At 45.1% G+C, this 20,548-nt stretch carries 21 protein-coding genes; 2 read left to right on the top strand and 19 right to left on the bottom strand.

Features of this window, described 5'->3' with window-relative positions:
- Positions 1-54: 54 nt before the first annotated feature.
- The 4 genes from ACKI5G_RS10845 to argC are packed head-to-tail and all read right to left on the bottom strand — an operon-like array spanning position 55 to position 4,472.
- Entirely contained in the window at positions 55-1,248 is a 1,194-nt protein-coding gene (locus ACKI5G_RS10845; RefSeq protein WP_027396318.1) for an acetylornithine transaminase, read from the bottom strand.
- A 24-nt stretch (positions 1,249-1,272) separates the two neighbouring features.
- Complete coding sequence (gene argB / locus ACKI5G_RS10840) at positions 1,273-2,160, bottom strand: acetylglutamate kinase (RefSeq protein WP_407400293.1); 888 nt, start codon at positions 2,158-2,160, stop codon at positions 1,273-1,275.
- Positions 2,161-2,182: 22 nt separating this feature from the next.
- Positions 2,183-3,394, bottom strand: a complete 1,212-nt coding sequence (gene argJ / locus ACKI5G_RS10835; RefSeq protein ID WP_407400289.1) for a bifunctional glutamate N-acetyltransferase/amino-acid acetyltransferase ArgJ — start codon at positions 3,392-3,394, stop codon at positions 2,183-2,185.
- A 40-nt stretch (positions 3,395-3,434) separates the two neighbouring features.
- Positions 3,435-4,472 carry an N-acetyl-gamma-glutamyl-phosphate reductase gene (gene argC / locus ACKI5G_RS10830; RefSeq protein ID WP_407400287.1) on the bottom strand — a complete coding sequence of 346 codons (1,038 nt, stop codon included), beginning with the start codon at positions 4,470-4,472 and terminating at the stop codon, positions 3,435-3,437.
- 192 nt (positions 4,473-4,664) lie between these two features.
- Here argC and ACKI5G_RS10825 point away from each other — a divergent pair, with 192 nt between their 5' ends.
- On the top strand, positions 4,665-5,408 hold the full coding sequence (locus tag ACKI5G_RS10825; protein ID WP_407400285.1) for a transglycosylase domain-containing protein: 744 nt from the start codon (positions 4,665-4,667) through the stop codon (positions 5,406-5,408).
- A gap of 65 nt (positions 5,409-5,473) precedes the next feature.
- Here the strand turns inward: ACKI5G_RS10825 and ACKI5G_RS10820 are convergent, their stop codons facing one another.
- From ACKI5G_RS10820 to ACKI5G_RS10755, 14 genes are all read right to left on the bottom strand, one after another.
- Positions 5,474-6,202: a hypothetical protein gene (locus ACKI5G_RS10820; protein ID WP_407400283.1), complete on the bottom strand. Its 729-nt coding sequence runs from the start codon at positions 6,200-6,202 to the stop codon at positions 5,474-5,476.
- A gap of 115 nt (positions 6,203-6,317) precedes the next feature.
- On the bottom strand, positions 6,318-7,187 hold the full coding sequence (gene sdaAA, locus ACKI5G_RS10815) for an L-serine ammonia-lyase, iron-sulfur-dependent, subunit alpha (protein ID WP_407400281.1): 870 nt from the start codon (positions 7,185-7,187) through the stop codon (positions 6,318-6,320).
- An 11-nt stretch (positions 7,188-7,198) separates the two neighbouring features.
- Positions 7,199-7,861, bottom strand: a complete 663-nt coding sequence (gene sdaAB, locus ACKI5G_RS10810) for an L-serine ammonia-lyase, iron-sulfur-dependent subunit beta (protein ID WP_407400279.1) — start codon at positions 7,859-7,861, stop codon at positions 7,199-7,201.
- A gap of 143 nt (positions 7,862-8,004) precedes the next feature.
- Positions 8,005-8,889 carry a 4-hydroxy-tetrahydrodipicolinate synthase gene (gene dapA, locus ACKI5G_RS10805; RefSeq protein ID WP_407400277.1) on the bottom strand — a complete coding sequence of 295 codons (885 nt, stop codon included), beginning with the start codon at positions 8,887-8,889 and terminating at the stop codon, positions 8,005-8,007.
- Between the two features lie 116 nt (positions 8,890-9,005).
- Positions 9,006-11,936, bottom strand: a complete 2,931-nt coding sequence (locus ACKI5G_RS10800; RefSeq protein WP_407400275.1) for an insulinase family protein — start codon at positions 11,934-11,936, stop codon at positions 9,006-9,008.
- 120 nt (positions 11,937-12,056) lie between these two features.
- Entirely contained in the window at positions 12,057-12,308 is a 252-nt protein-coding gene (locus tag ACKI5G_RS10795; RefSeq protein ID WP_407400273.1) for a hypothetical protein, read from the bottom strand.
- A gap of 49 nt (positions 12,309-12,357) precedes the next feature.
- Positions 12,358-13,638: a phosphoribosylamine--glycine ligase gene (gene purD, locus ACKI5G_RS10790; protein WP_407400271.1), complete on the bottom strand. Its 1,281-nt coding sequence runs from the start codon at positions 13,636-13,638 to the stop codon at positions 12,358-12,360.
- Positions 13,638-14,231 carry an IMP cyclohydrolase gene (locus tag ACKI5G_RS10785; protein WP_297963318.1) on the bottom strand — a complete coding sequence of 198 codons (594 nt, stop codon included), beginning with the start codon at positions 14,229-14,231 and terminating at the stop codon, positions 13,638-13,640. The genes purD and ACKI5G_RS10785 overlap by 1 nt, the downstream gene beginning before the upstream one ends.
- Positions 14,232-14,296: 65 nt before the next feature.
- The gene (gene purN / locus ACKI5G_RS10780) at positions 14,297-14,911 is read right to left on the bottom strand and encodes a phosphoribosylglycinamide formyltransferase (protein WP_407400269.1); all 615 of its coding nucleotides are present in this window, start codon (positions 14,909-14,911) and stop codon (positions 14,297-14,299) included.
- The gene (gene purM / locus ACKI5G_RS10775; protein ID WP_407400267.1) at positions 14,904-15,956 is read right to left on the bottom strand and encodes a phosphoribosylformylglycinamidine cyclo-ligase; all 1,053 of its coding nucleotides are present in this window, start codon (positions 15,954-15,956) and stop codon (positions 14,904-14,906) included. The genes purN and purM overlap by 8 nt, the downstream gene beginning before the upstream one ends.
- Positions 15,957-15,968: 12 nt before the next feature.
- Positions 15,969-17,387, bottom strand: a complete 1,419-nt coding sequence (gene purF / locus ACKI5G_RS10770) for an amidophosphoribosyltransferase (RefSeq protein ID WP_407400291.1) — start codon at positions 17,385-17,387, stop codon at positions 15,969-15,971.
- A 66-nt stretch (positions 17,388-17,453) separates the two neighbouring features.
- A complete protein-coding gene (gene purC, locus ACKI5G_RS10765) occupies positions 17,454-18,170 on the bottom strand; it encodes a phosphoribosylaminoimidazolesuccinocarboxamide synthase (RefSeq protein ID WP_027396303.1) in 717 nt (238 codons plus the stop codon).
- 61 nt (positions 18,171-18,231) lie between these two features.
- Positions 18,232-18,726 carry a 5-(carboxyamino)imidazole ribonucleotide mutase gene (purE, locus tag ACKI5G_RS10760; RefSeq protein WP_407400265.1) on the bottom strand — a complete coding sequence of 165 codons (495 nt, stop codon included), beginning with the start codon at positions 18,724-18,726 and terminating at the stop codon, positions 18,232-18,234.
- Positions 18,727-18,872: 146 nt separating this feature from the next.
- Complete coding sequence (locus ACKI5G_RS10755; RefSeq protein WP_407400263.1) at positions 18,873-19,199, bottom strand: hypothetical protein; 327 nt, start codon at positions 19,197-19,199, stop codon at positions 18,873-18,875.
- Positions 19,200-19,345: 146 nt separating this feature from the next.
- Here ACKI5G_RS10755 and ACKI5G_RS10750 point away from each other — a divergent pair, with 146 nt between their 5' ends.
- Positions 19,346-20,200 (top strand): helix-turn-helix domain-containing protein, encoded by an 855-nt coding sequence (locus tag ACKI5G_RS10750; RefSeq protein ID WP_407400261.1) that lies wholly within the window; start codon positions 19,346-19,348, stop codon positions 20,198-20,200.
- A gap of 126 nt (positions 20,201-20,326) precedes the next feature.
- Here the strand turns inward: ACKI5G_RS10750 and ACKI5G_RS10745 are convergent, their stop codons facing one another.
- Positions 20,327-20,473 (bottom strand): hypothetical protein, encoded by a 147-nt coding sequence (locus ACKI5G_RS10745; protein ID WP_407400259.1) that lies wholly within the window; start codon positions 20,471-20,473, stop codon positions 20,327-20,329.
- Positions 20,474-20,548 lie beyond the last annotated feature (75 nt).

Genomic DNA, 20,548 nt, shown 5'->3' with positions numbered 1-20,548 from the left:
AAAAATGGTTTTAGTGACGAAGTCGTCGTGAAAGGTAACATTCACCGTCGCATATTATGCAAAATCAGGTAATACGCTTTCTAATATATCGCACACCTCATCAATGTGTTCCTTGGTAACAATCAGAGGTGGTACAAATCTCAACACATTACCAGCGGTACAGTTAATGATAGCACCCTTTTCCAGACAGGAGTTTACAATATCCCTTCCTGGCTTGGTAAGCTCCATGCCCAAAATAAGCCCCATGCCCCGCACCTCTTTTACAAGGTCTGGGAATTTGTTCTGGATTTTCTCCAGACGTGATTTCATATAATCACCCATAGCCTCTACGTTATCGAGGAACTTATCATCCCCTACCAAATCAAGCACCACATTGGCTGCAGCACAAGCCAGGGGATTGCCACCGAAGGTGGAACCGTGATCTCCTGCATGGAATACGGCTGCCACCTTATCAGAGGCAATAAAGGCACCGATTGGCACCCCACCGGCCAATCCCTTGGCCAAGGTTACAATATCCGGCTTAACGCCAAATTTATCATAAGTGAAGAATTTACCGCTGCGACCGATACCTGTCTGGATTTCATCAAATATCAGCAGGGCGTTGTGCTTATTACAAAGCTCACGGACCTTGGTTAAATAAGCACCATCTGGAACATGCACGCCGCCTTCGCCTTGGATAGGCTCCAGCATAACTGCTGCGGTTTTATCACTCATTATCTTTTCAAGGGCTTCTATATCGTTATATGGCACATAATCAAAGCCCTCAGGAAGTGGGCCGAACCCCTCCTGATACTTTGGCTGCCCAGTTGCCGTCAAAGTGGCAATGGTGCGGCCATGGAAGCTGTGAACAGCTGTAATAATCTGGGATTTATCTGCATCAATGCTATGAGCATACTTACGGGCCAGCTTAATGGCTCCCTCATTAGCCTCCGCGCCGGAATTTCCAAAGAATACCTTATTAAGTCCGCTTAATTTGGTGAGCTTTTCAGCCGCATCAGCCTGTACTTGAGTGTAGTAGAGATTGGAGCAGTGAATCATTTTCCCCGCCTGTTCAGCCACTGCCTTTACCAGCTGAGGATGATTGTGCCCCAAGACATTTACAGCAATGCCTCCCAGAAAATCAATGTATTTCTTTCCATGGGTGTCATAAACATAGACCCCGTCGCCATGGTCCAATACAATTTTGTATCGGGCAAAGACTGGAAGATAGTCCCTGGCGTCCTTTTCATAAATCTGTTCATCAGTCATATATGTACACCCTTTCATTATCAATCATTTAATAACCTGAGTACCAATACCACTGGAAGTCAGCAGCTCCAATATTATGGAGTGAGGCTGACGGCCGTCTATAATGTGAACCTTATTGGTACCACTTTCAATGGACTTCAAACAGGCCTCGATTTTTGGAATCATGCCCCCGGAAATAATTCCAGTTTTAATATATTCCTTGGCCTCCGCCACCGTAAGAGTGGATATAAAGGTATCCTTGTCCTCAAAATCCTTATAAACTCCTTCAGTATCTGTAAGCAACAACAATTTTTCTGCCTTTAGAGCACCAGCTATTTCCGCTGCCACATAATCAGCATTGATGTTGTAGCTTTCGCCGTCATCACCTACACCAATAGGTGCGATGACGGGAATATAACCATTATCCAACAGAGTATCCAAAATTGATGTATCAATGGCAGCCACCTGCCCCACATAGCCGATATCTACATCGGCCTGCTTCCCGGCTTCATCATATACAGTGGCAAGCTTCTTTGAGGCCTTAATAAGTCCCGCATCCTTGCCGCTAAGACCTACTGCCTTCACTCCGCGGCAATTAAGCATATTTACAATATCGGAGTTTACCTTGCCATCAAGGACCATCTCCGCTATTTCCACCGTTTCTTCATCGGTTACTCTAAGGCCGCTGACAAAGGCAGATTGTTTGCCCACCTTCTTCAGGAATTGGGTAATGTCCGGGCCACCGCCATGCACGATTACCGGCCGCATACCCACATATTTCAGCAGGCTCACATCCTCCATAACCTTCTGCTTTAGCTCTTCATTTATCATTGCATTGCCACCGTATTTTATAACGATGGTTTTTCCGTAAAACTCTTGTATATATGGCAGGGCCTCAATAAGGGTTCCCGCCTTTTTCTCTGCATGCTCCATAAAAGCCATGTAAATCACCTCATCAGGTGTGATACTCACCATTAATCTTTACATACTCATAAGAGAAATCACAGCTCCACACCGTGGCAGCGGCATCTCCCATGCCCATTTCCACATTGATTTCAATATCATGCTCTGCCATTACCTTGGAAAGCTCATCCATATCAAATTCTGCTCCCAGGCCATTGGCGTAAACAGTAATATCACCAAATTTAATAACCGTCTTTTCAGGCACCATTGGAACTCCGGCATAGCCCACAGCACAGATTACCCGCCCCCAATTAGGGTCTTCACCGAAGAAAGCGGTTTTAACCAATGGAGACTTGGCAATGCTCATAGCCACAGTCTTGGCATCATCAAAGGTCTTGGTGCCATGTACGTTAATTGTAAGGAACTTGGTGGCCCCTTCGCCATCAGCAGCAATACGCTTGGACAGCTCCTGGCAGATGGTCTTTAGGGAATCATAGAACACTTTATAGTCCTCTGTCCCCTCCTTGATTTCCGCATTGCCGGCCTCACCATTGGCCAGAACCAGCACGGTGTCATTGGTACTCATATCACCGTCAACAGAAATCATATTGAAAGAAACCTCCACGATGTCAGACAAGGTCTTTTGCAGGAGAGGTGCAGCGATGTTGGCATCTGTGGAAATATAGCAAAGCATGGTAGCCATATTTGGCTGAATCATGCCCGAGCCCTTGGCAATAGCACCAAAGCGAACTTCCTTGCCTCCGATCTGTACGGAGAAGGAACAGGCCTTGGAATAAGTATCCGTGGTAATAATGGCATTTCCGGCATTCACACTGCCATCCTGAGAAAGCTCAGCAGCAGCAGCCTTAATACCAGCTGCCATCTTGTCCATAGGCAAATTAACACCAATAATACCAGTGGATCCAACAAATACATCATAAGGATCACATCCCAGTTCAGCAGCAGCCAGTTTGGCCATTTCCTGAGCGTTCTTTAGCCCCACTTCACCAGTGCAGGCATTGGCACAGCCTGCATTTGCCACAATAGCGTGAGCCTTGCCATTCTTAAGATGTTCTTTATCCACAATAACCGGAGCTGCTGCCACGGCGTTCTTTGTAAATACGCCAGCAACAGCCGCTTCCTTTTCAGTATATATCAACGCCAAATCAAGATTTCCACTCTTTTTTATACCAGCCTTAACACCGGCAGCTTTAAACCCTTTTGGAAAGGTTACGCCAGCCTTTGCATTTTTTTCAGAAAACATTCTAAATTCCTCCTATATAAATTCCACTCTAAGAATTAAGTTAAGGGTACATTGGCACAACATCCAGACCCAGCTTCTCGTCAAAGCCACAGGCAATATTGAAATTCTGCACGGCCTGACCAGCCGCCCCCTTAACCAAATTGTCTATGGCTGAAAGGACTATTACCCTATTAGTTCTGGGATCAATATGCCACCCCAGCTCACAGTAATTGGAGCCCCGTACATTCTTCGTGGCTGGATAGCCGTTTCTGCCAAGAAGTCTGACAAAAAACTCCTTGCCGTACATTTCCTCGTAGGCCCTGTCAACCTGCTCCGGCTTCACCCCATCCATGATCTTTGCATAACATGTACTCAAAATCCCTCTGGACATTGGCACCAAGTGAGGTGTGAAGTTAAGCACCGTATTTTTTCCGGACAGCGCTGTTAAGGCCTGCTCAATTTCCGGTGTGTGACGGTGATTAGCTACCCCATAGGCTTTGAAGCTATCATATAGCTCCGGGAAATGATTTGGCAGCTTTGCTCCCCTGCCTGCCCCGGAAACTCCCGACTTGGCATCAATCACAATAGTATCCATATCGATAAGATTACCCTTGGCCAAGGGTGCCAGGGCCAAAATGCTGGCAGTTGTATAACATCCTGCATTACCTATTATCTTGGCATCCTTTATCTGATCTCTGTAAAGCTCTGCCAAGCCATACACTCTAGGGGCATCCTTGTGTACATGCTCCACCTTGTACCAGGCCTCATACACATCAGTATCATCAAAGCGATAATCCGCGCCCAAATCAATAATCCTGGTGGGCTTAGCCTCCAAAGCCTTGCCCACCTTCATGGCATGACCATGAGGCAAGCCGATGAAAACGAAATCACTGTCATTACCGATTTGTTCCATTTCACTCATGCTAATGAGCTGTTTGTCGTAAATTCCTCGCAAATGAGGGTATATATCAGAAATATTCTCACCTGCATGGCTTTCTGAGGTAATGTGTACCACCTGAGCCTCAGGATGATTATGTAATATTCTCAACAATTCGGCACCGGCATAGCCAGTTGCACCAATAACACTTACCTTCTTCATGGTCAATTCCTCCTTGTCAATGAGTAGAGTATACACCTTTTATTCATAAAATGCAATATTTTATTAATAATTATGCAACGTTATACACGGCATTTATTACATTTTAACTGAGAAATGGAAAAATACGAACAACTGTGTTAGAATTAATTGCGTTATCAATTATGATTCATTAAAAGAGGGAAATTATATAGCATGATGTTCTTAATTCGATTAATTAAACGGCTAATAATGCTGGCTATTCTGTTTGCCATTATGTTCTGCGCAGCCTATTATGTATCCGGTGGCACCATTTTCTTTGAGCCGGCCACTGCCCTGCGGATTAACCGTATTGTTTTTCTTGAACGGGAAGTTAACAACTCCCTTAACCGTGACAATTACGTTTCCATTGATGAAATGCCGGAATCCCTTACCCAGGCTGTGGTGGCCGTGGAGGATAACCGTTTTTACACACATCACGGTTTTGATCCGGAGGGAATTGGCAGAGCGGCCCTGGTAAATCTCCAATACGGCGAAGTAAAAGAGGGAGCCAGCACCATTACTCAACAATTGGTAAAAAATATGTTTTTGTCCCAGGACCAGACCTACGGACGAAAGGTAGAGGAAATACTGCTGGCCCTTGATATGGAGCTGCACTACTCCAAGGAACAGATTCTGGAAATGTACCTGAATACCATTTACTTTGGCTCCGGCTTTTACGGGTTAAAGGATGCCTGCAAGGGCTATTTCGACAAAACTCCTGACCAGCTTGCGCTGCCTGAGGCCGCCATGCTGGCTGGTATTCCCAACGCACCTTCTGTATATTCCCCATATGAAAACTTTAAGCTGGCCAAGCAACGCCAGTTTATTGTTCTCGATGCCATGGTGCGGGCAGGCTACCTTAGGGAAAATATCGCCGAGGATGCAAAAATAAAACCGTTGTATCTGGCCCATCAATGATTAAAAAAAAGAAGCCTTTACGAAATGAAAAACCATTTCATAAAAGCTTCTTTTAATTTTAAGTATTATTCGTTACCCCAGCCACGGCCTACTCTATGGTCAGGTCTCAGATATCTGTCCAAATCATTTTCAACGATTTCCTGAGCCTTCTGCTTAGCCAGCTTTTCCTTCTTGTACTTCTCGTAGTTTTCCTTACCCATCTTCAGGATAAGCTCATCCTCTTCCTTCTTCTCTCTTGCTACAACCTTAATTCTGTTGTTGTAGGCATTGAAGAAATCACGGCAAATTTCTTCGTAGAGCTTTGTATCACGAGGGGTGCCCTTTGGAGCCAGCTTTCTGTAGGAATACAGTACCTCATGGGACTTGGAATCCACAACATCAAAGAACACATTCAGACGGGTATCATTGGATACGGTGCACACGATATAAGCATCACCATAATCCTTAACTCTTTCCTTAAAGAGCTCCAATGCCTTATGACGGCCCAAACGATATATATCTATATGCTCCTTATTATTCACGGTTCTGCAAAAATCCTGATAGGACATATAAGAGAACTGATTCTTCTTGTTGTTCTTTACAGCCTGATCGTAAATCATCTTTGTAAGCTCTTCAACAGTTGGTTCCTCATCCTGTGGAGAGAACTGCGGATTACCAATTACAAAAGACTTTGCATCCAGCATACCATAGCTGTATACGGTTTCCTTGGAAGTACCCACTTCCCAGGCAAATGCAAACTGGGTGCCAAAAACCATAATGCACATCACAGTCAGCAACTGTATAATCTTCTTCATTAAAATTACCTCCATAAAAGTCTAGTTTTAATCCCTAATAAAGTTTAATATAAACAGTCATATTTGTCCATTAAAACATGATTAAACCATCTATATATAATTCAAAGGATTACCCTTAACCAAATACCCGCTTGGAGATTTCTTTACCTGTTTTGGTAAGCGCCAATCCACCCTCAGCAGTTTCCTTAACAGTACGAGGAAGGCTCCGTCCAATGCGGTCCATAGCATCAATTACCTCATCCACCGGAATAACAGATTCTACCCCGGCCAGGGCCATATCAGCTGCCACCATGGAATGAACAGCCACAAAGCCATTTCTCTTGACACAAGGCACCTCTACCAGTCCTGCTACCGGGTCACAGGCAAGGCCCAAAAGGTTTTTTATAGCTAAAGCTACAGCATGTCCCACCTGGTCAGGAGTACCTCCCGCAAGCTGCACCATGGCACCGGCAGCCATACCTGCTGCTGTACCACACTCCGCCTGACAGCCGCCATAGGCCCCTGCGATGGAGGCGTTGGCCTCTATTACCAAGCCGATACCCGCTGCAGTAAACAAAGCATCTACTATTTCTTCTTCCGTATTATTATTCTTTTCCGCTGCTGTCTTAATGGCCGCCGGAACAATACCACAGGACCCAGCTGTTGGACAAGCTACAATACGTCCCATTACCGCATTAACCTCACTTACACCCACGGCGCTGGCCGCTGCTGTCATAACCGTTTTCCCTGTGTAGCTATTATCCCTATGGGCATAAATTTTTATGGCATCTCCCCCGGTAAGACCACTAAGGGACTTATCCTTGTTGGATACTCCACGCTCAATGGACTCCTGCATTACCCGCCAATTATCCCCCATGGACTTCAGCATGTGTTCCTTGCTGTCGAAGGAATGCTCCGCCTCATAATCCATGGTTATTTTACCAATAGTAGTCTTATTCTCCTTAGCCAGCTCAATGAGCTCTTTTATTGAATTAAAATTTACCATGTGCCCATCTCCTATATAGCCGGAACTGCAAAAGCATTTTCAATGACACCTGTACTGCGGCAATCCTGAATAATATCTTCCGTCAGTTCTTCATCTGTCTCAATAATCATCATGGCCTGCTGTCCGCGGTTACGGCGGAACACCCGCATAAAGGCAATATTAACATGATGCTTGGCCAATACATCAGAAATATCACGGATAACCCCTGGCTTATCCGTATGAACGATAATCAAGGATGGATACTGGCCAGTGAGAGCTATCTGGAAGCTATCAATGTTTCTTACCTCTATATTGCCACCGCCTACAGAGGCACCGCCAACAGTAATTTTACGTCCATTAGTACCGGTCAGAACAAACACCGCCGTATTAGGATGGGCATCCCCTAAATCTACTGGTGCAAATGAATAAGCCAGTCCGCGCTCCTTTGCAATATCCAGGGCATCGCGAATACGTTCATCCTCAGGTGAAAAACCCAACAAGCCTCCTATTAAAGCCTTGTCGGTACCATGCCCCCGATAGGTTCTGGCAAAGGAACCGTGTAATAAAATCTCCGCTTTTGCCACCGGTTCCCCTAAAATTTTCCCTGCCATAAGCCCTAGTCTGGCCGCACCAGCCGTATGGGAGCTGGATGGTCCAATCATAATCGGGCCAACAATGTCGAAAACTCCTCTCATAGTAACCTCCTAAATATCCCCATGGAAGCTGTTCCCCCAAACAGCTTTCCTTTAAAAAAGGACTGCAACCATATAGTTGCAGTCCCTCGACATCAATCCTTCGACAATCCTACAACCGTTTTAGGATTGTATATTAAGAAGTATTACAGGAGCTTGTGTGCTTCCATACACTTCTTCAGTAACGTCTCATGCTCTGGCTCCATCTCCGTAAGTGGCAGGCGCAATGGACCGGCATTATATCCCTTCATGCGCATAGCCACCTTCACAGGTATCGGATTAACCTCACAGAACAGGGCATTGATCAAATCAATAAAATCAATCTGCATCTGGGATGCTTCCTTAACCTTGCCATCAAAGAACAGCTGGCACATATCATGGGTCTCCCTTGGTGCCACGTTGGACAGTACGGAAATAACCCCCTGGCCCCCCAAGGAAAGAATAGGAATAATCTGATCGTCATTGCCTGAATAAATCGCCAAATCATCACCACACTCATGACGAATCTTGGCAACCTGTGACAAGTCCCCACTGGCTTCCTTAACGGCCACAATACGTGGATGCTTGGAAAGCTCCTTGAAGGTAGAAAGCTGAATATTCACACCTGTGCGGGAAGGAACATTATACATGATAATCGGAATATTAACAGAATCTGCAATAGCAGTATAATGCTTAACCAAGCCCTTCTGGGTGCATTTATTATAGTATGGAGTAACCACCAGCAGCGCATCTGCCCCCACCTTCTCAGCATACCGGGAAAGCTGAATGGCATAGTCTGTCTCGTTGGAGCCGGTACCCGCAACCACAGGAATACGGCCAGCAACCTTCTCCACAGCATATTTTATAGCGGCTTTATGTTCTTCATCAGACATTGTAGCTGACTCGCCTGTAGTACCAGTAATTACAATGGCATCTGTGCCACCGGCAATCTGGTCCTCAATAATACGACCCAGCTCCTCGAAATTGATTCCCTCTTCGGTAAATGGTGTAATAATAGCTACGCCAGCACCTCTAAAAACAACATCCTTCACAAAAAAACCTCCAAACATTGTCATGTTACATAACCAAGTTAATTTACATAACCAACATAATTATTGCATGGCGACCAAACAAAGTCAATGAAAGTCCGTATTAACCATAACATATCCTAGTCCATTACCCGGGTCATTCTGTCAAAAACATCTTTATTTTCCTCCAAAACAGTTTCGTTACCAAAAATACAGATATTATCAGCCTTCATGGCAGCCTCAATAGCCGGAGCAAGATTTCTTATATCCTTTGGAGTAGTGGAAAGTATCTCATCTCTTACCTTCTGGCGCTGCTCCTGACTATATTTTCTGAAATACAGGCTCTGGGCAAAGCTACCCATCATCTTTGGAGTCAGTGGCATATCAGCATTGCTGATGGTACCAATAATATACTTGGTCATTTCCCGTTCATCCGCATCAAAATTCTTCAGGAAATCAGCGGTTTCATCAAAGACCTGCAGCGTTTCCTTCAGCTTAGGATCTCTGTAAGACAGGAACATAACATTACCATTGCTGTTAATGTTAGTCATAGCACCATAGGCACCGCCCTGAACCCTTATTTTTATCCAGAAGTATTCGTATTTTAACATTACCTCCATTACACGGAGATACCCAGGCACATCATACCCCAGCTTTATAAGGTTGGCGCCCTTGCCCACATACTGCACCTGGCTGGAGGATAAAAGAGCCTCCTGATGATTCTCTACAGACAATTCATAAGAACAGCCGGAAGCCTGATCTGCTTCCTTGTTTGCTTTCAGTGCCTCGATAAGTACCTTAATTTCCTTCTCGAACATGGCATAATCAGCCTTAGGCATAGTAACGCCAATAGTAAGTCGTTTAGAGCTGAACAGCAATTTCTTTATCTGCTGGAGTTTGGACTTAAAATCAGCGAAACGCTCATCAAAATTATCTGCCAGGTCCTTCAGTATTGGGTAAAGGGACAGCTCCCCCATTTCCTCAAATACACCATCCTTGGAAATAAAGGATGCCAAACGGCTGCGGGCAACAGCTACAGAAGAATTCAGCATCTCCATTTCCATACCAACCTTGGACTGAATAATCAGCTCCTTAAGGCGGGTATCATTCTCAAAGATAGTCTCATTAATAACCTCATTCATCAATTCCACAGCAATAGGCAAATTGCGGTAGAACACCTTGGAGGTAAGCCTGAACATAGGACGGAACTCATCAGGCTTTCCAGCAATAGGGAATACATCAATATCGCCTCCCATACCGCCGGTATAGAAGGTCATCTTCTTGCTGAGCTCCACGTAATCGTTGGACTTGGTATCAACCCGTCCCATAAGGTCATTAAACAGGAAAGCATAAGGCACCAACTCCTGTGGAATAACATCCATATCGAAATATACGGAATAATATACAATCCCCTTGGTATCCACATCGGAGAATAGCACCTTGACGCCGTCAATTTCCTTTTCCTCCAGTGGGAACACCCGGGCCTTAGGGTTAATATCAGAAATTTTGAGCAATGGAATCGTTGCCAGTGCCTCAGGACTATCAGGAGTCTGCTGACGTTTTTTCAGCTTTGCAGCAGCATCTATAAGTCCCTGAATTTCCTCCGGACTCATGCCAGACTTCACCTTGGCCAGTTTTTCTTCCAGCTTTTTGGTATTTTCAGCCGCCATGGTTACACTTGGCTTTAATACCACCAATGCACCAAATCTATTATCCAGCAGCTTAGACTGAATAAGATCCTCATAATATCTGGTAGCCAGCTTCTCCCGCAGGGAAACCAGCAGGTCCTCATACCGAAGCATAATTAATGGATCCCTGTCATAAAGCCAACTGTTCATCAGAGTCAGATTGTAGATAAGTCCCTTGGGTGCAGTGCCAAAATCAGATTCACGGAGACGGAACTCCATGCGGTTCAGCGTACCCTCCAACAGGTTCCGGTCAATGCCATCCTTAACAATCTTGGCGAGAGTGGTACGGATTATATCCACGAACTTGTCCGCATGCTGTGGCTCAGAGCCATTCATCTCAATGCTAAAAAATGGCTGCAGCATTGCCCCCTCAAAGCTGGAGGACACATCCTGACCAATACCGGACTCAATAAGGGCCATTCGCAGAGGCGAAGCGTGATTCTTTAAAAGAGCCTCCTCTAAAAGGGACATGGCCATCAAATCTTCCACTTCGTCAGTATCCCCTGCAACTACGGAATAAGAGAGAAAAGTCTTGGCCTCGGTGGTTTCTGCCTCCCCAATTGGATAATCAGCTACCACCCGCTTAATTTGGTTGAAAGCCTTCTGCTCCTCAATGGTGGAATCCACATCCACAATATCAAAATGGCTGAGATATTCCTCATCGATAAATTCCAACTGCTCTTCAATATCCATATCACCATAAAGATAGATATAGCTATTCGCTGGTGAGTAGTACTTTCTATGGAATTCTTTAAACTGCTCATAAGACAGGTTTGGAATAGCGGACGGATTGCCACCTGACTCATTGGAATAAGTGGTATCAGGATACAGGGCCCGCATTATCTCATTAGCCAGCAAATCCTCAGGAGAGGACAAGGCCCCCTTCATTTCGTTATATACTACACCGCTATACTTTAATGGTTCATCCGGCTTTTCGATTTCATAATGCCAGCCCTCCTGCATGAGAATTTCAGGATTTTCCAGCATTACAGGATAAAAAACTGCATCGAGATATACGTCCATAAGGTTATGGAAATCCTTGTCATTGCAGCTTGCCACCGGATATACGGTCTTATCCGGATAGGTCATGGCGTTAAGGAAAGTGTTAAGGGACCCCTTAACCAACTCCACAAAGGGCTCCTTTAATGGAAATTTACGGGAACCACAGAGAGTGGAATGCTCAATGATATGAGGAACACCGGTATCATCGGTAGGCGGTGTACGGAAGGCAATAGAAAATACCTTGTTATCATCCTTGTTTTTCAAATACAGAAGCCGGGCTCCGCTCTTTATATGTCTAAATTCAAAGGTATCAGAGGCTACCTCCGGTACATTATCAATTTTTATCAGCTTAAAACCATGAATAACGTCATTTACATTCATCAAAATGACCTCCTTAATTGCTCACTAATGTAATAAGTATAGCATAAAATAAGACTTTTATGAAAACTGCGCACACAAAAATGCCCCATGAAAAATCACAGGGCAGTCAAAAAACAACTATCAATTTGCATCCTTGGAAATGGTCTGCTCGCTCTTACCCAGCACCCAGCCAAGGACCTTCAATTCTGCATACACCATAACCTTCTGCTCACGAAATTCAGCCTTGGCAGCCTTAAGCTCCTTATACTTCTTGCAGGAAAGATTATATCTGGCCGTAATTTCTGCCGAGCTTCTCATCTTTTCAGGCCTGTTTACAGCATGGTCCTTCACCAATTTATTAACATTTGCATTAACATTTTCATCAACGACCATCGAGCTCACTCCGTTCATTAGATTATGCTTCAAGTATACCGCAGAATGGTCACTTCTTCAAGCGTTCCAATGCCCAATGGGCGATATCATGACGGAAGTGGGCAGCCTTGAAATGAATCTTATCCACAGATGCGTAGGCAGAATCCACAGCTTCCTTGATGCCGTCAGCCTTGGCCACCACACCCAATACGCGGCCACCATTGGTGTAAATATGACCGTCCTTTTCAGAGGTTCCGGCATGGAACACAATGTTGCCGCCAGCCTCAGCCTCTTTAAGGCCGGTAATTTCATCCCCCTTGTTGTAGCTCTTTGGATAGCCACCGGCAGCCATAACAATACATACGGCGGCACCGTCGCTCCACTTGACCTCAGTCTCCGCCAAGGTGCCATCAATGCAGGAGAGCATAACATCCACCAAATCACTTTCCAAAAGTGGCAGAACCACTTGGGTTTCAGGGTCACCAAACCGGGCGTTGAATTCCACAACTCTTGGCTTACCGTCAGTCACCATCAGCCCTGCGTAAAGACAACCCTTATAAAGACGGCCTTCCTTTTCCATGGCCTTAATGGTTGGGTCAAGAATCAACTTCTGGGTTTCCGCCAAAAGCTCAGGAGTTCCAACCGGAGCAGGAGCATAGGCACCCATACCACCGGTATTCGGCCCCTGATCATTGTCATTTACCCGTTTATGGTCCTGAGAAGGAACCATTGGAACTATGGTCTTGCCATCGGTGAAGCAAAGTACGGAAACCTCCTCACCAGCCATAAATTCTTCAACCACCACACGACTTCCGGCACTGCCGAAGGCACCGTCACCCATGATTTCATCAATGGCCCCCAGTGCTTCCTCAAGGGTCATTGCAACGATAACCCCCTTGCCGGCAGCCAGTCCGTCGGCCTTAATAACAATAGGAGCACCCTCAGCTTTAATATATTCCTTGGCTGCTGCCGCGTCAGTAAATACCTCGTATTTGGCAGTAGGGATATTGTATTTCTTCATAAGTCCCTTGGAAAATGCCTTGGAGCCTTCGATTTCAGCCGCAGCCTTTACAGGGCCAAAGGCCTTGATACCAGCAGCATTAAAGGCGTCTACAGCACCATTGGTAAGAGGAACCTCCGGGCCAACCACTGCCAGCTCCACATGCTTTTCCTTGGCAAATTTCACCATGGAATCGTTATCGGTAATGGAAATCTCAGGAACGCACTCCGCCAAAGAGGCCATACCAGGATTGCCGGGTATCGCGTAGATTTTGTCAGCCTTGGCACTCTGACTCAGCTTCCATACCAAAGTGTGCTCCCTTGCGCCACTGCCGATTACTAAAATATTCATTACTTGTTCACCTGCTCCATAAGATAGTTCTGAATGCAATCATCATACTCAGAGGTGTGCTTGAAGGCTTCCTGAGCCAGCTCCATACGAAGCATACCACTCACGCAGCCATTCTTGGCAATCTCTTCGGCCACCTGATCATAGCGGCTTGGATTAGTAATAACGGTAACGTACTTAAAGTTCTTGGCAGCTGCACGAATCATGGCAGGACCACCAATATCAATATTCTCAATAGCCTCAGCCAAAGCAACCTCCGGCTTGGAAATGGTTTCCTTGAAAGGATAGAGATTTACTACAACCATGTCAATAGCGGTAATCTTGTGCTCCTTCATGGCCTGAACGTGATTTGGATTGTCACGGACAGCCAGGATACCACCATGAATCATAGGGTTCAGTGTCTTTACACGGCCATCCATAATTTCCGGAAAACCAGTAACATCGCTGACATAGATAACAGGGATTCCTGCATCCTTGATGGCCTTCATTGTGCCACCGGTGGATACGATTTCCACACCTGCAGCATGCAGCTTCTTTGCCAGCTCAACCACACCAGTTTTGTCTGATACACTGATTAATGCGCGTTTGATTTTCATAGTAAAGTCTCCTTGTATCATATAGTTTTAAATTGCATATTCATTGGTATTGTTTCTGCTTTAAATCATTGTTTAATCCGTACGTGACGTTCGCCCACAAGCTCCAGCTTTCCGTCAACATAAAGCTCAATGGCCCTTGGATAAAGAATATGCTCCTTTTCCAGCACTCTAGCTGCCAGAGTTTCCTCTGTATCATTCTCCAAAACAGGCACAGTATCCTGCAAAATAATTGGTCCATGATCCATGCCCTCATCCACAAAATGAATGGTGCAGCCGGATACCTTGGTGCCGTATGCCAGTACATCTCGGTGGGCATGGGCACCTCCAAAGGATGGCAACAGGGACGGATGAATATTTAAAATCTGATGTCTGTATTCCCCTACAAAATACGGGCTTAAAATCCGCATAAATCCAGCCAATACTACAAGAGTAACACCGGCATTCCTAAGCTCAGTCACCAGCTGTTCCTCAAAATCCTGCTGATCCTTGCATTCCTTGCGATTAATGCAAATACTCTTAATGCCATTTTCTCTGGCCACGGTGAGAGCCCTGGCCTCAGGCTTGTCCGTGAGTACTATTCCTACCTCAGCCTTAATCTTGCCGGACTTAATGGCAGCCAAAATTGACTGCATATTGGAGCCCCGGCCAGAGCAGAGAATACCTAATATATGCTTACTCATTGAACACGCCGCCTTTGGTAATAACCTCGTGATTGCCAGTGGTTACATGGCCGATCTCATATACAGGCTCATTCTTGGCCTTAAGATCAGCCTTAATAGCCTCAGCATCTTCACGGGAAACGATGAGGACCATACCAATACCCATATTAAAGGTGCGATACATTTCCTTCCAATCCACATTGCCCCACTTCTGCAGGAGCTTGAAGATGGCCGGAACCTCCCAGGCTGTAGTATCCACTACACAACCCATATTGTCAGGAAGCGCCCGTGGAATATTCTCGTAGAAGCCGCCACCAGTAATATGAACCATGCCGTGAATATCGTATTTCTCTATAAGCGGCAGGCAGGTCTTAGGGTAGAGTCTGGTAGGAGTCAGAAGCTCCTCACCAATGGTTTTTCCAAGCTCATCAATGAACTCATCACCCTTGTAGCCCACCTTTTCAAAAACTATCTTGCGAACCAAGGAATATCCGTTGGAATGAACACCGGAGGATGGCAGAGCCAACAGCACATCATCTGCCTTCACCTTTTCGGAGGTAATAATCCTTGACTTATCCACCACACCTACTGCAAAACCAGCAATATCGTATTCACCCACAGGATAAAAGCCGCTCATTTCAGCGGTCTCACCACCAATGAGGGCACATCCGGATTCTTTACAGGCATTGGCAACACCCTTTACAACATCAGCCACCTGCTCAGGGTCCAGCTTGCCAACTGCCAGATAATCCAAGAAGTAAAGTGGCTCAGCACCCTGTACCAGAATATCATTAACGCACATGGCTACAGCATCCTGTCCAATGGTATCATGCTTGTTCAGCATAAAAGCCAAACGCAGCTTGGTACCAACACCATCAGTACCAGAAACCAATACTGGTTCCTTATACTTGCCGGTATTTAGGGCAAAAAGACCGCCAAAGCCCCCCAAATCCCCCAAAACCTCAGGGCGATAGGTGGCCTTTACACTATCTTTGATAAGCTTTACAGAGTAATTACCAGCATCAATATCAACACCGGCGTCACGGTAAGTCAGCTTTTCTTCCATTTATATCCCCCATTAACAATTTGTCTTTTTCTTTCTAGTCTCAAAAATATACTTATCCACCTCAGCCGGAGACTGGGTCTTTTGCTGAATAGGATATCCACCATTAAAGCAGGCAAAACACATATTTTTAGGATTAAGCTCCGGCACGCAGCTCTTCAACCCCTCCAGGGACAGGAAATGCAAGGAATCAGCTCCTATGTATTCCCGGATTTCCTCCACGGACTTGGTAGCTGCAATGAGCTCCTTACGGGCCGACGTATCAATACCGTAGAAGCATGGGAAGCCAATTGGCGGTGAACTGATTACCATGTGAACCTCTTTGGCCCCGGCATCCCGCAGCATTTTCACGATTTTGCCGGAGGTGGTACCACGAACAATGGAATCATCAATTACGATGACAGATTTGTCCTTTACCACAGACTTCACCGGGTTCAGCTTCAGCTTAACGGCAGTATCTCTCTGCTTCTGACTAGGCTGGATGAAGGTTCTGCCAATGTAACGGTTCTTAATAAGACCACTGACATAAGGAAGTCCAGCCTCGTAAGCGTAGCCGGAGGCCGCCACATTACCGGAATCCGGAACAGAAATCACAATATCGCCCTTGCATTTTGCCTCTTTCGCCAGTATACGTCCCATTTCAAAGCGGGACTCATGGACACTCTGGCCGTCAATAATGGAATCAGGACGGGCAAAATAAATAAACTCAAAAATACACATGGATGGCTTTGCCTTGGCAAAACGATGGGATTCCAGACCATTTTCGTCAATAACCACCATTTCACCAGGCTCCACGTCACGGACAAATTCTGCTCCCACCACGTCAAGGCCGCAACTTTCAGAGCTAAGAACATAGCCCCCATCCTCCAGTCTCCCAATGCAAAGAGGACGGAAGCCCTGAGGGTCCCTGGCTCCAATCAGCTTATCCTCAGTCATTATGGTGAGACAGTAGGCACCCTTGATTTTCTTGAGGCTATCGATGATTTTTTCTTCAACAGTAACTTTCCGAGAGCGGGCAATGAGATTTACAAAAACCTCTGAATCAATGGTAGTCTGAAAGATAGTACCACTTTCCTCCAGCTTGCGGCGGATTTCACCGGCATTTGTCAGATTACCATTATGAGCGAGAGCGATCTTGCCACCGGAATAGGACACCATCAAGGGCTGGGTATTTGCCAACAGGCTGGAACCTGTAGTGGAATAACGCACATGGCCAATAGCAATATACTGGTTTTCCATCTGAGGAATCTGATGGCGGAATACCTCCCGCACAAGGCCCATTCCCCGGCTCACATCCATCCAGGCACCGTCAGTTACGGCGATGCCTGTGCTTTCCTGGCCCCGGTGCTGCAAAGCAATAAGACCATAATAAGTCAATTCGGAGACATCGAATTCCCGGGAGTAGACGCCAAAAACGCCACACTCCTCCTTCATCTTGTCTTCTTCTAAATCAATCACTTTAAACCTTCCAATCTAAATCAATATGCAATTTTTTATCTATTAGCGGACTTCACCGGTGAGACGCTTCAGGATTTCCTTGTAAGCATCCTCAACATTGCCAAGGTCACGACGGAAGCGATCCTTGTCCAGCTTCTCCTTGGTTACGGAATCCCAGAAACGGCAATTATCAGGGGAAATCTCATCAGCCAAAATAATTTTGCCATCCTTATCACGGCCAAATTCCAACTTAAAGTCAATGAGGTCAATGTTCTTGGTCTTAAGGTAATCAACCATAATCTTGTTAATCTTCAATGCCTGAGCCTCAATCTCATCCAACTCCTCTGCAGAAGCCAGCTTGCAGGCCAGTACATGATAACGATTAACCATTGGGTCACCCAAATCATCATTCTTGTAGCAAAGCTCAATAACAGGCATGGACATAGGAGTACCCTCCTCCAGGCCAAGGCGCTTAGCCAGGCTGCCAGCAGCCACATTACGGATAATAACCTCCAATGGTACGATATCCAGCTTCTTAATCAATACGTTACGGTCATCCATAACCTCAATAACATGATTGCTGATACCCTCTTTTGCCAACAAATCAAAGAAGAACATCGTAATCTTGTTGTTCATGATACCCTTATCCACAATTGTACCCTTCTTTGCGCCATTGCCGGCTGTAGCATCATCCTTGTAATAGCAAATCAGCTGGTCTGGGTTCTCAGTTGCGTACAAAATCTTTGCTTTGCCTTCGTAGATTGCGTTCTTCTTTTCCATTGTTTAAATAACCTCCAATTAAATAAACCTAAAAAATAAATCTATATGTAAAAACAAAAACTCAGTCCTTGTTGAGCTGCTGCTCAACACGCTTTGCCTTTGCTTCAACATCGGAAACCATTTTTTCTCTGTACTTAACCAGTTTTTCCTTGATGTCCTTATCGGAGAGCGCGAAAATTTCTGCAATAAAAATGGCGGCGTTCTTTGCTCCGTTAATTGACATAGTAGCTACAGGTATGCCAGAAGGCATCTGAACAGTACTAAGCAATGCATCCATGCCGTTTAATGAAGTAGCATTTATAGGTACTCCAATAACTGGCAAGGTAGTATAACTCGCAATAACGCCACCTAAGTGTGCCGCAGCTCCCGCCGCTGATATGAATGCTCCTACACCTCGCTCAGGTGCAGTAGACACTATTTCTTTAACTTTGCCAGGTGTACGATGTGCCGAAGCCACATGCACCTCGGTCTCAATGCCAAACTGCTTCAAAAGGTCATATCCCGGCTTTAATACTGGCCAATCTGAATCGCTTCCCATAATAACGGATGCTTTCATTTAGTTCTCAACTCCTCTGTTAAATAAAACATGACAGACGACAACTTACCCATACAATATATCATCAAAAATAAAACACTGTCAACGAAAAGGAAGCCTTTATTCCCCTTGTTAACAGTGTTTAAATTAGTTCAAATTGATTGGTATTAACATGCGGCCTTAATAGGTGTTTTTTCAACCACAATCGTACTCAAATAATAATCCGTTACATGATACTCACGTTCATGGTTACCGGCAGAAATAGATCTTGCCGCCTTAAAATCGTTCAGGTCAGGAACCATGTTATGACCCTCTGCATTATAGATGGCAATAACGGTATCATGAACCATATCCATGAACACCACCCTGTCTGCTCCCAAACCACTGCGAAAAGCGGCCAGCCTGCGTACTGTATCGCCGTTCATCATAGCTTCATTGTAGTCCATTACCAAGTATTTCAAGTTATTTATATCTAAGCCATATACAATCTGCATAGTCATTACCTCCTTACCTTTTATGGTTTTATTATAGCAGGCATGTTTTACACAAAATATGAAAATATTGCTATTTATGTTGCAAAAAGTGCTATAATCATATTATAAATAAATGCCTTTACTATTAGACTGCAGGAGATACTACTATGTCTGAATACTTTAAACGCGGATATCTGCACCAGCATTTCCGTATTTTTCACTTAAAAGATGTTTCTATGAAAGAGGTGCCCTTCCACTATCACGATTTCCATAAAATTATTCTCTTTATTGATGGTGAAGGGCAATATATCATCGAGGGAAAAAACTACCCCCTAAAGCCCCGGGATATTCTCTTTGTCAGTGCCGGGGAAATTCACCGTCCCGTGACCTATCCCGGCAAGCTATATGAACGTATCGTAATCTATGTATCTCAGGAGTTTCTAAACCACTGGCAACAGGAACAATGGGGAGAAGCCAAAAGCGACTTGTCCAAATGCTTTCGCATGGCAAAGGAAACCTCCAGTGTAATGCACATGCCAAAAGGGCCGGAGCATGATCTGCTCTACCACATGAACAAGCTGGAACGGGTGGATCACCAGCAGGGCTTTGCCAACCAGCTATATACAGAAATTCTCTTTATCGAATTTATGATACTGTTGAATCGGGCCCTTCAGGACAATCAGCTCCAGCAGCTCCATGAGGCATCCTATGACCCAAAAATTCAGGCTGTGCTGGAATACATCAATTCCCATCTTGAGGAGGATTTGGCCGTGGATACGCTGGCGGATATTGTTTTTATCAGCAAATACCACCTGATGCGTAAATTCAAGGCTGAAACTGGCTACAGTGTCCACCAATACATCACCAGTAAACGGCTGCGCCTGGCCAAGGAGCTGCTATCCACCACCAGTCAATCTATTACCGACATCTGCTTTCAATGCGGCTTCCGTGACTACTCCGCCTTCTCCCGGGAATTCAAAAAGCAGTTCAAGGTTTCCGCCCGTGAATACCGAAAAAATTAAAAATATTTTGGCAATGCCATAACATTTGCTCCTTTAAATTAATACATTAACTTACTACTTTTCCTATGTTTATCATACCAACATTTTATCCATTTTATTGTTTATTTAAAAATTTTGTATAATATATTACCCGGCTATCCTACAAAGCTCCAAACATGAAATAATCACAAAAAGTCCTATGACTTTTGCAATTACTCTTGCATTTTTCATAGGACTTTTTGAATTATAACGCCATTGTTCAAATTTTTCTTCTTTAGAAGAAAAATCTTCCAATTAGCGTTTTCCTTTCAGGACTAGCTTCGCGTCGCAACGAGCTGGGAGATATGCTCACCAGCTGTTGTAGTCTGT

It is taken from the genome of Anaerovibrio sp., from assembly GCF_045637405.1.
In the GTDB taxonomy this organism is placed as follows: domain Bacteria; phylum Bacillota; class Negativicutes; order Selenomonadales; family Selenomonadaceae; genus Anaerovibrio.
Note: the sequence above shows the minus strand (reverse complement) of the source record. Positions and strands in the feature narration are given on the sequence as shown.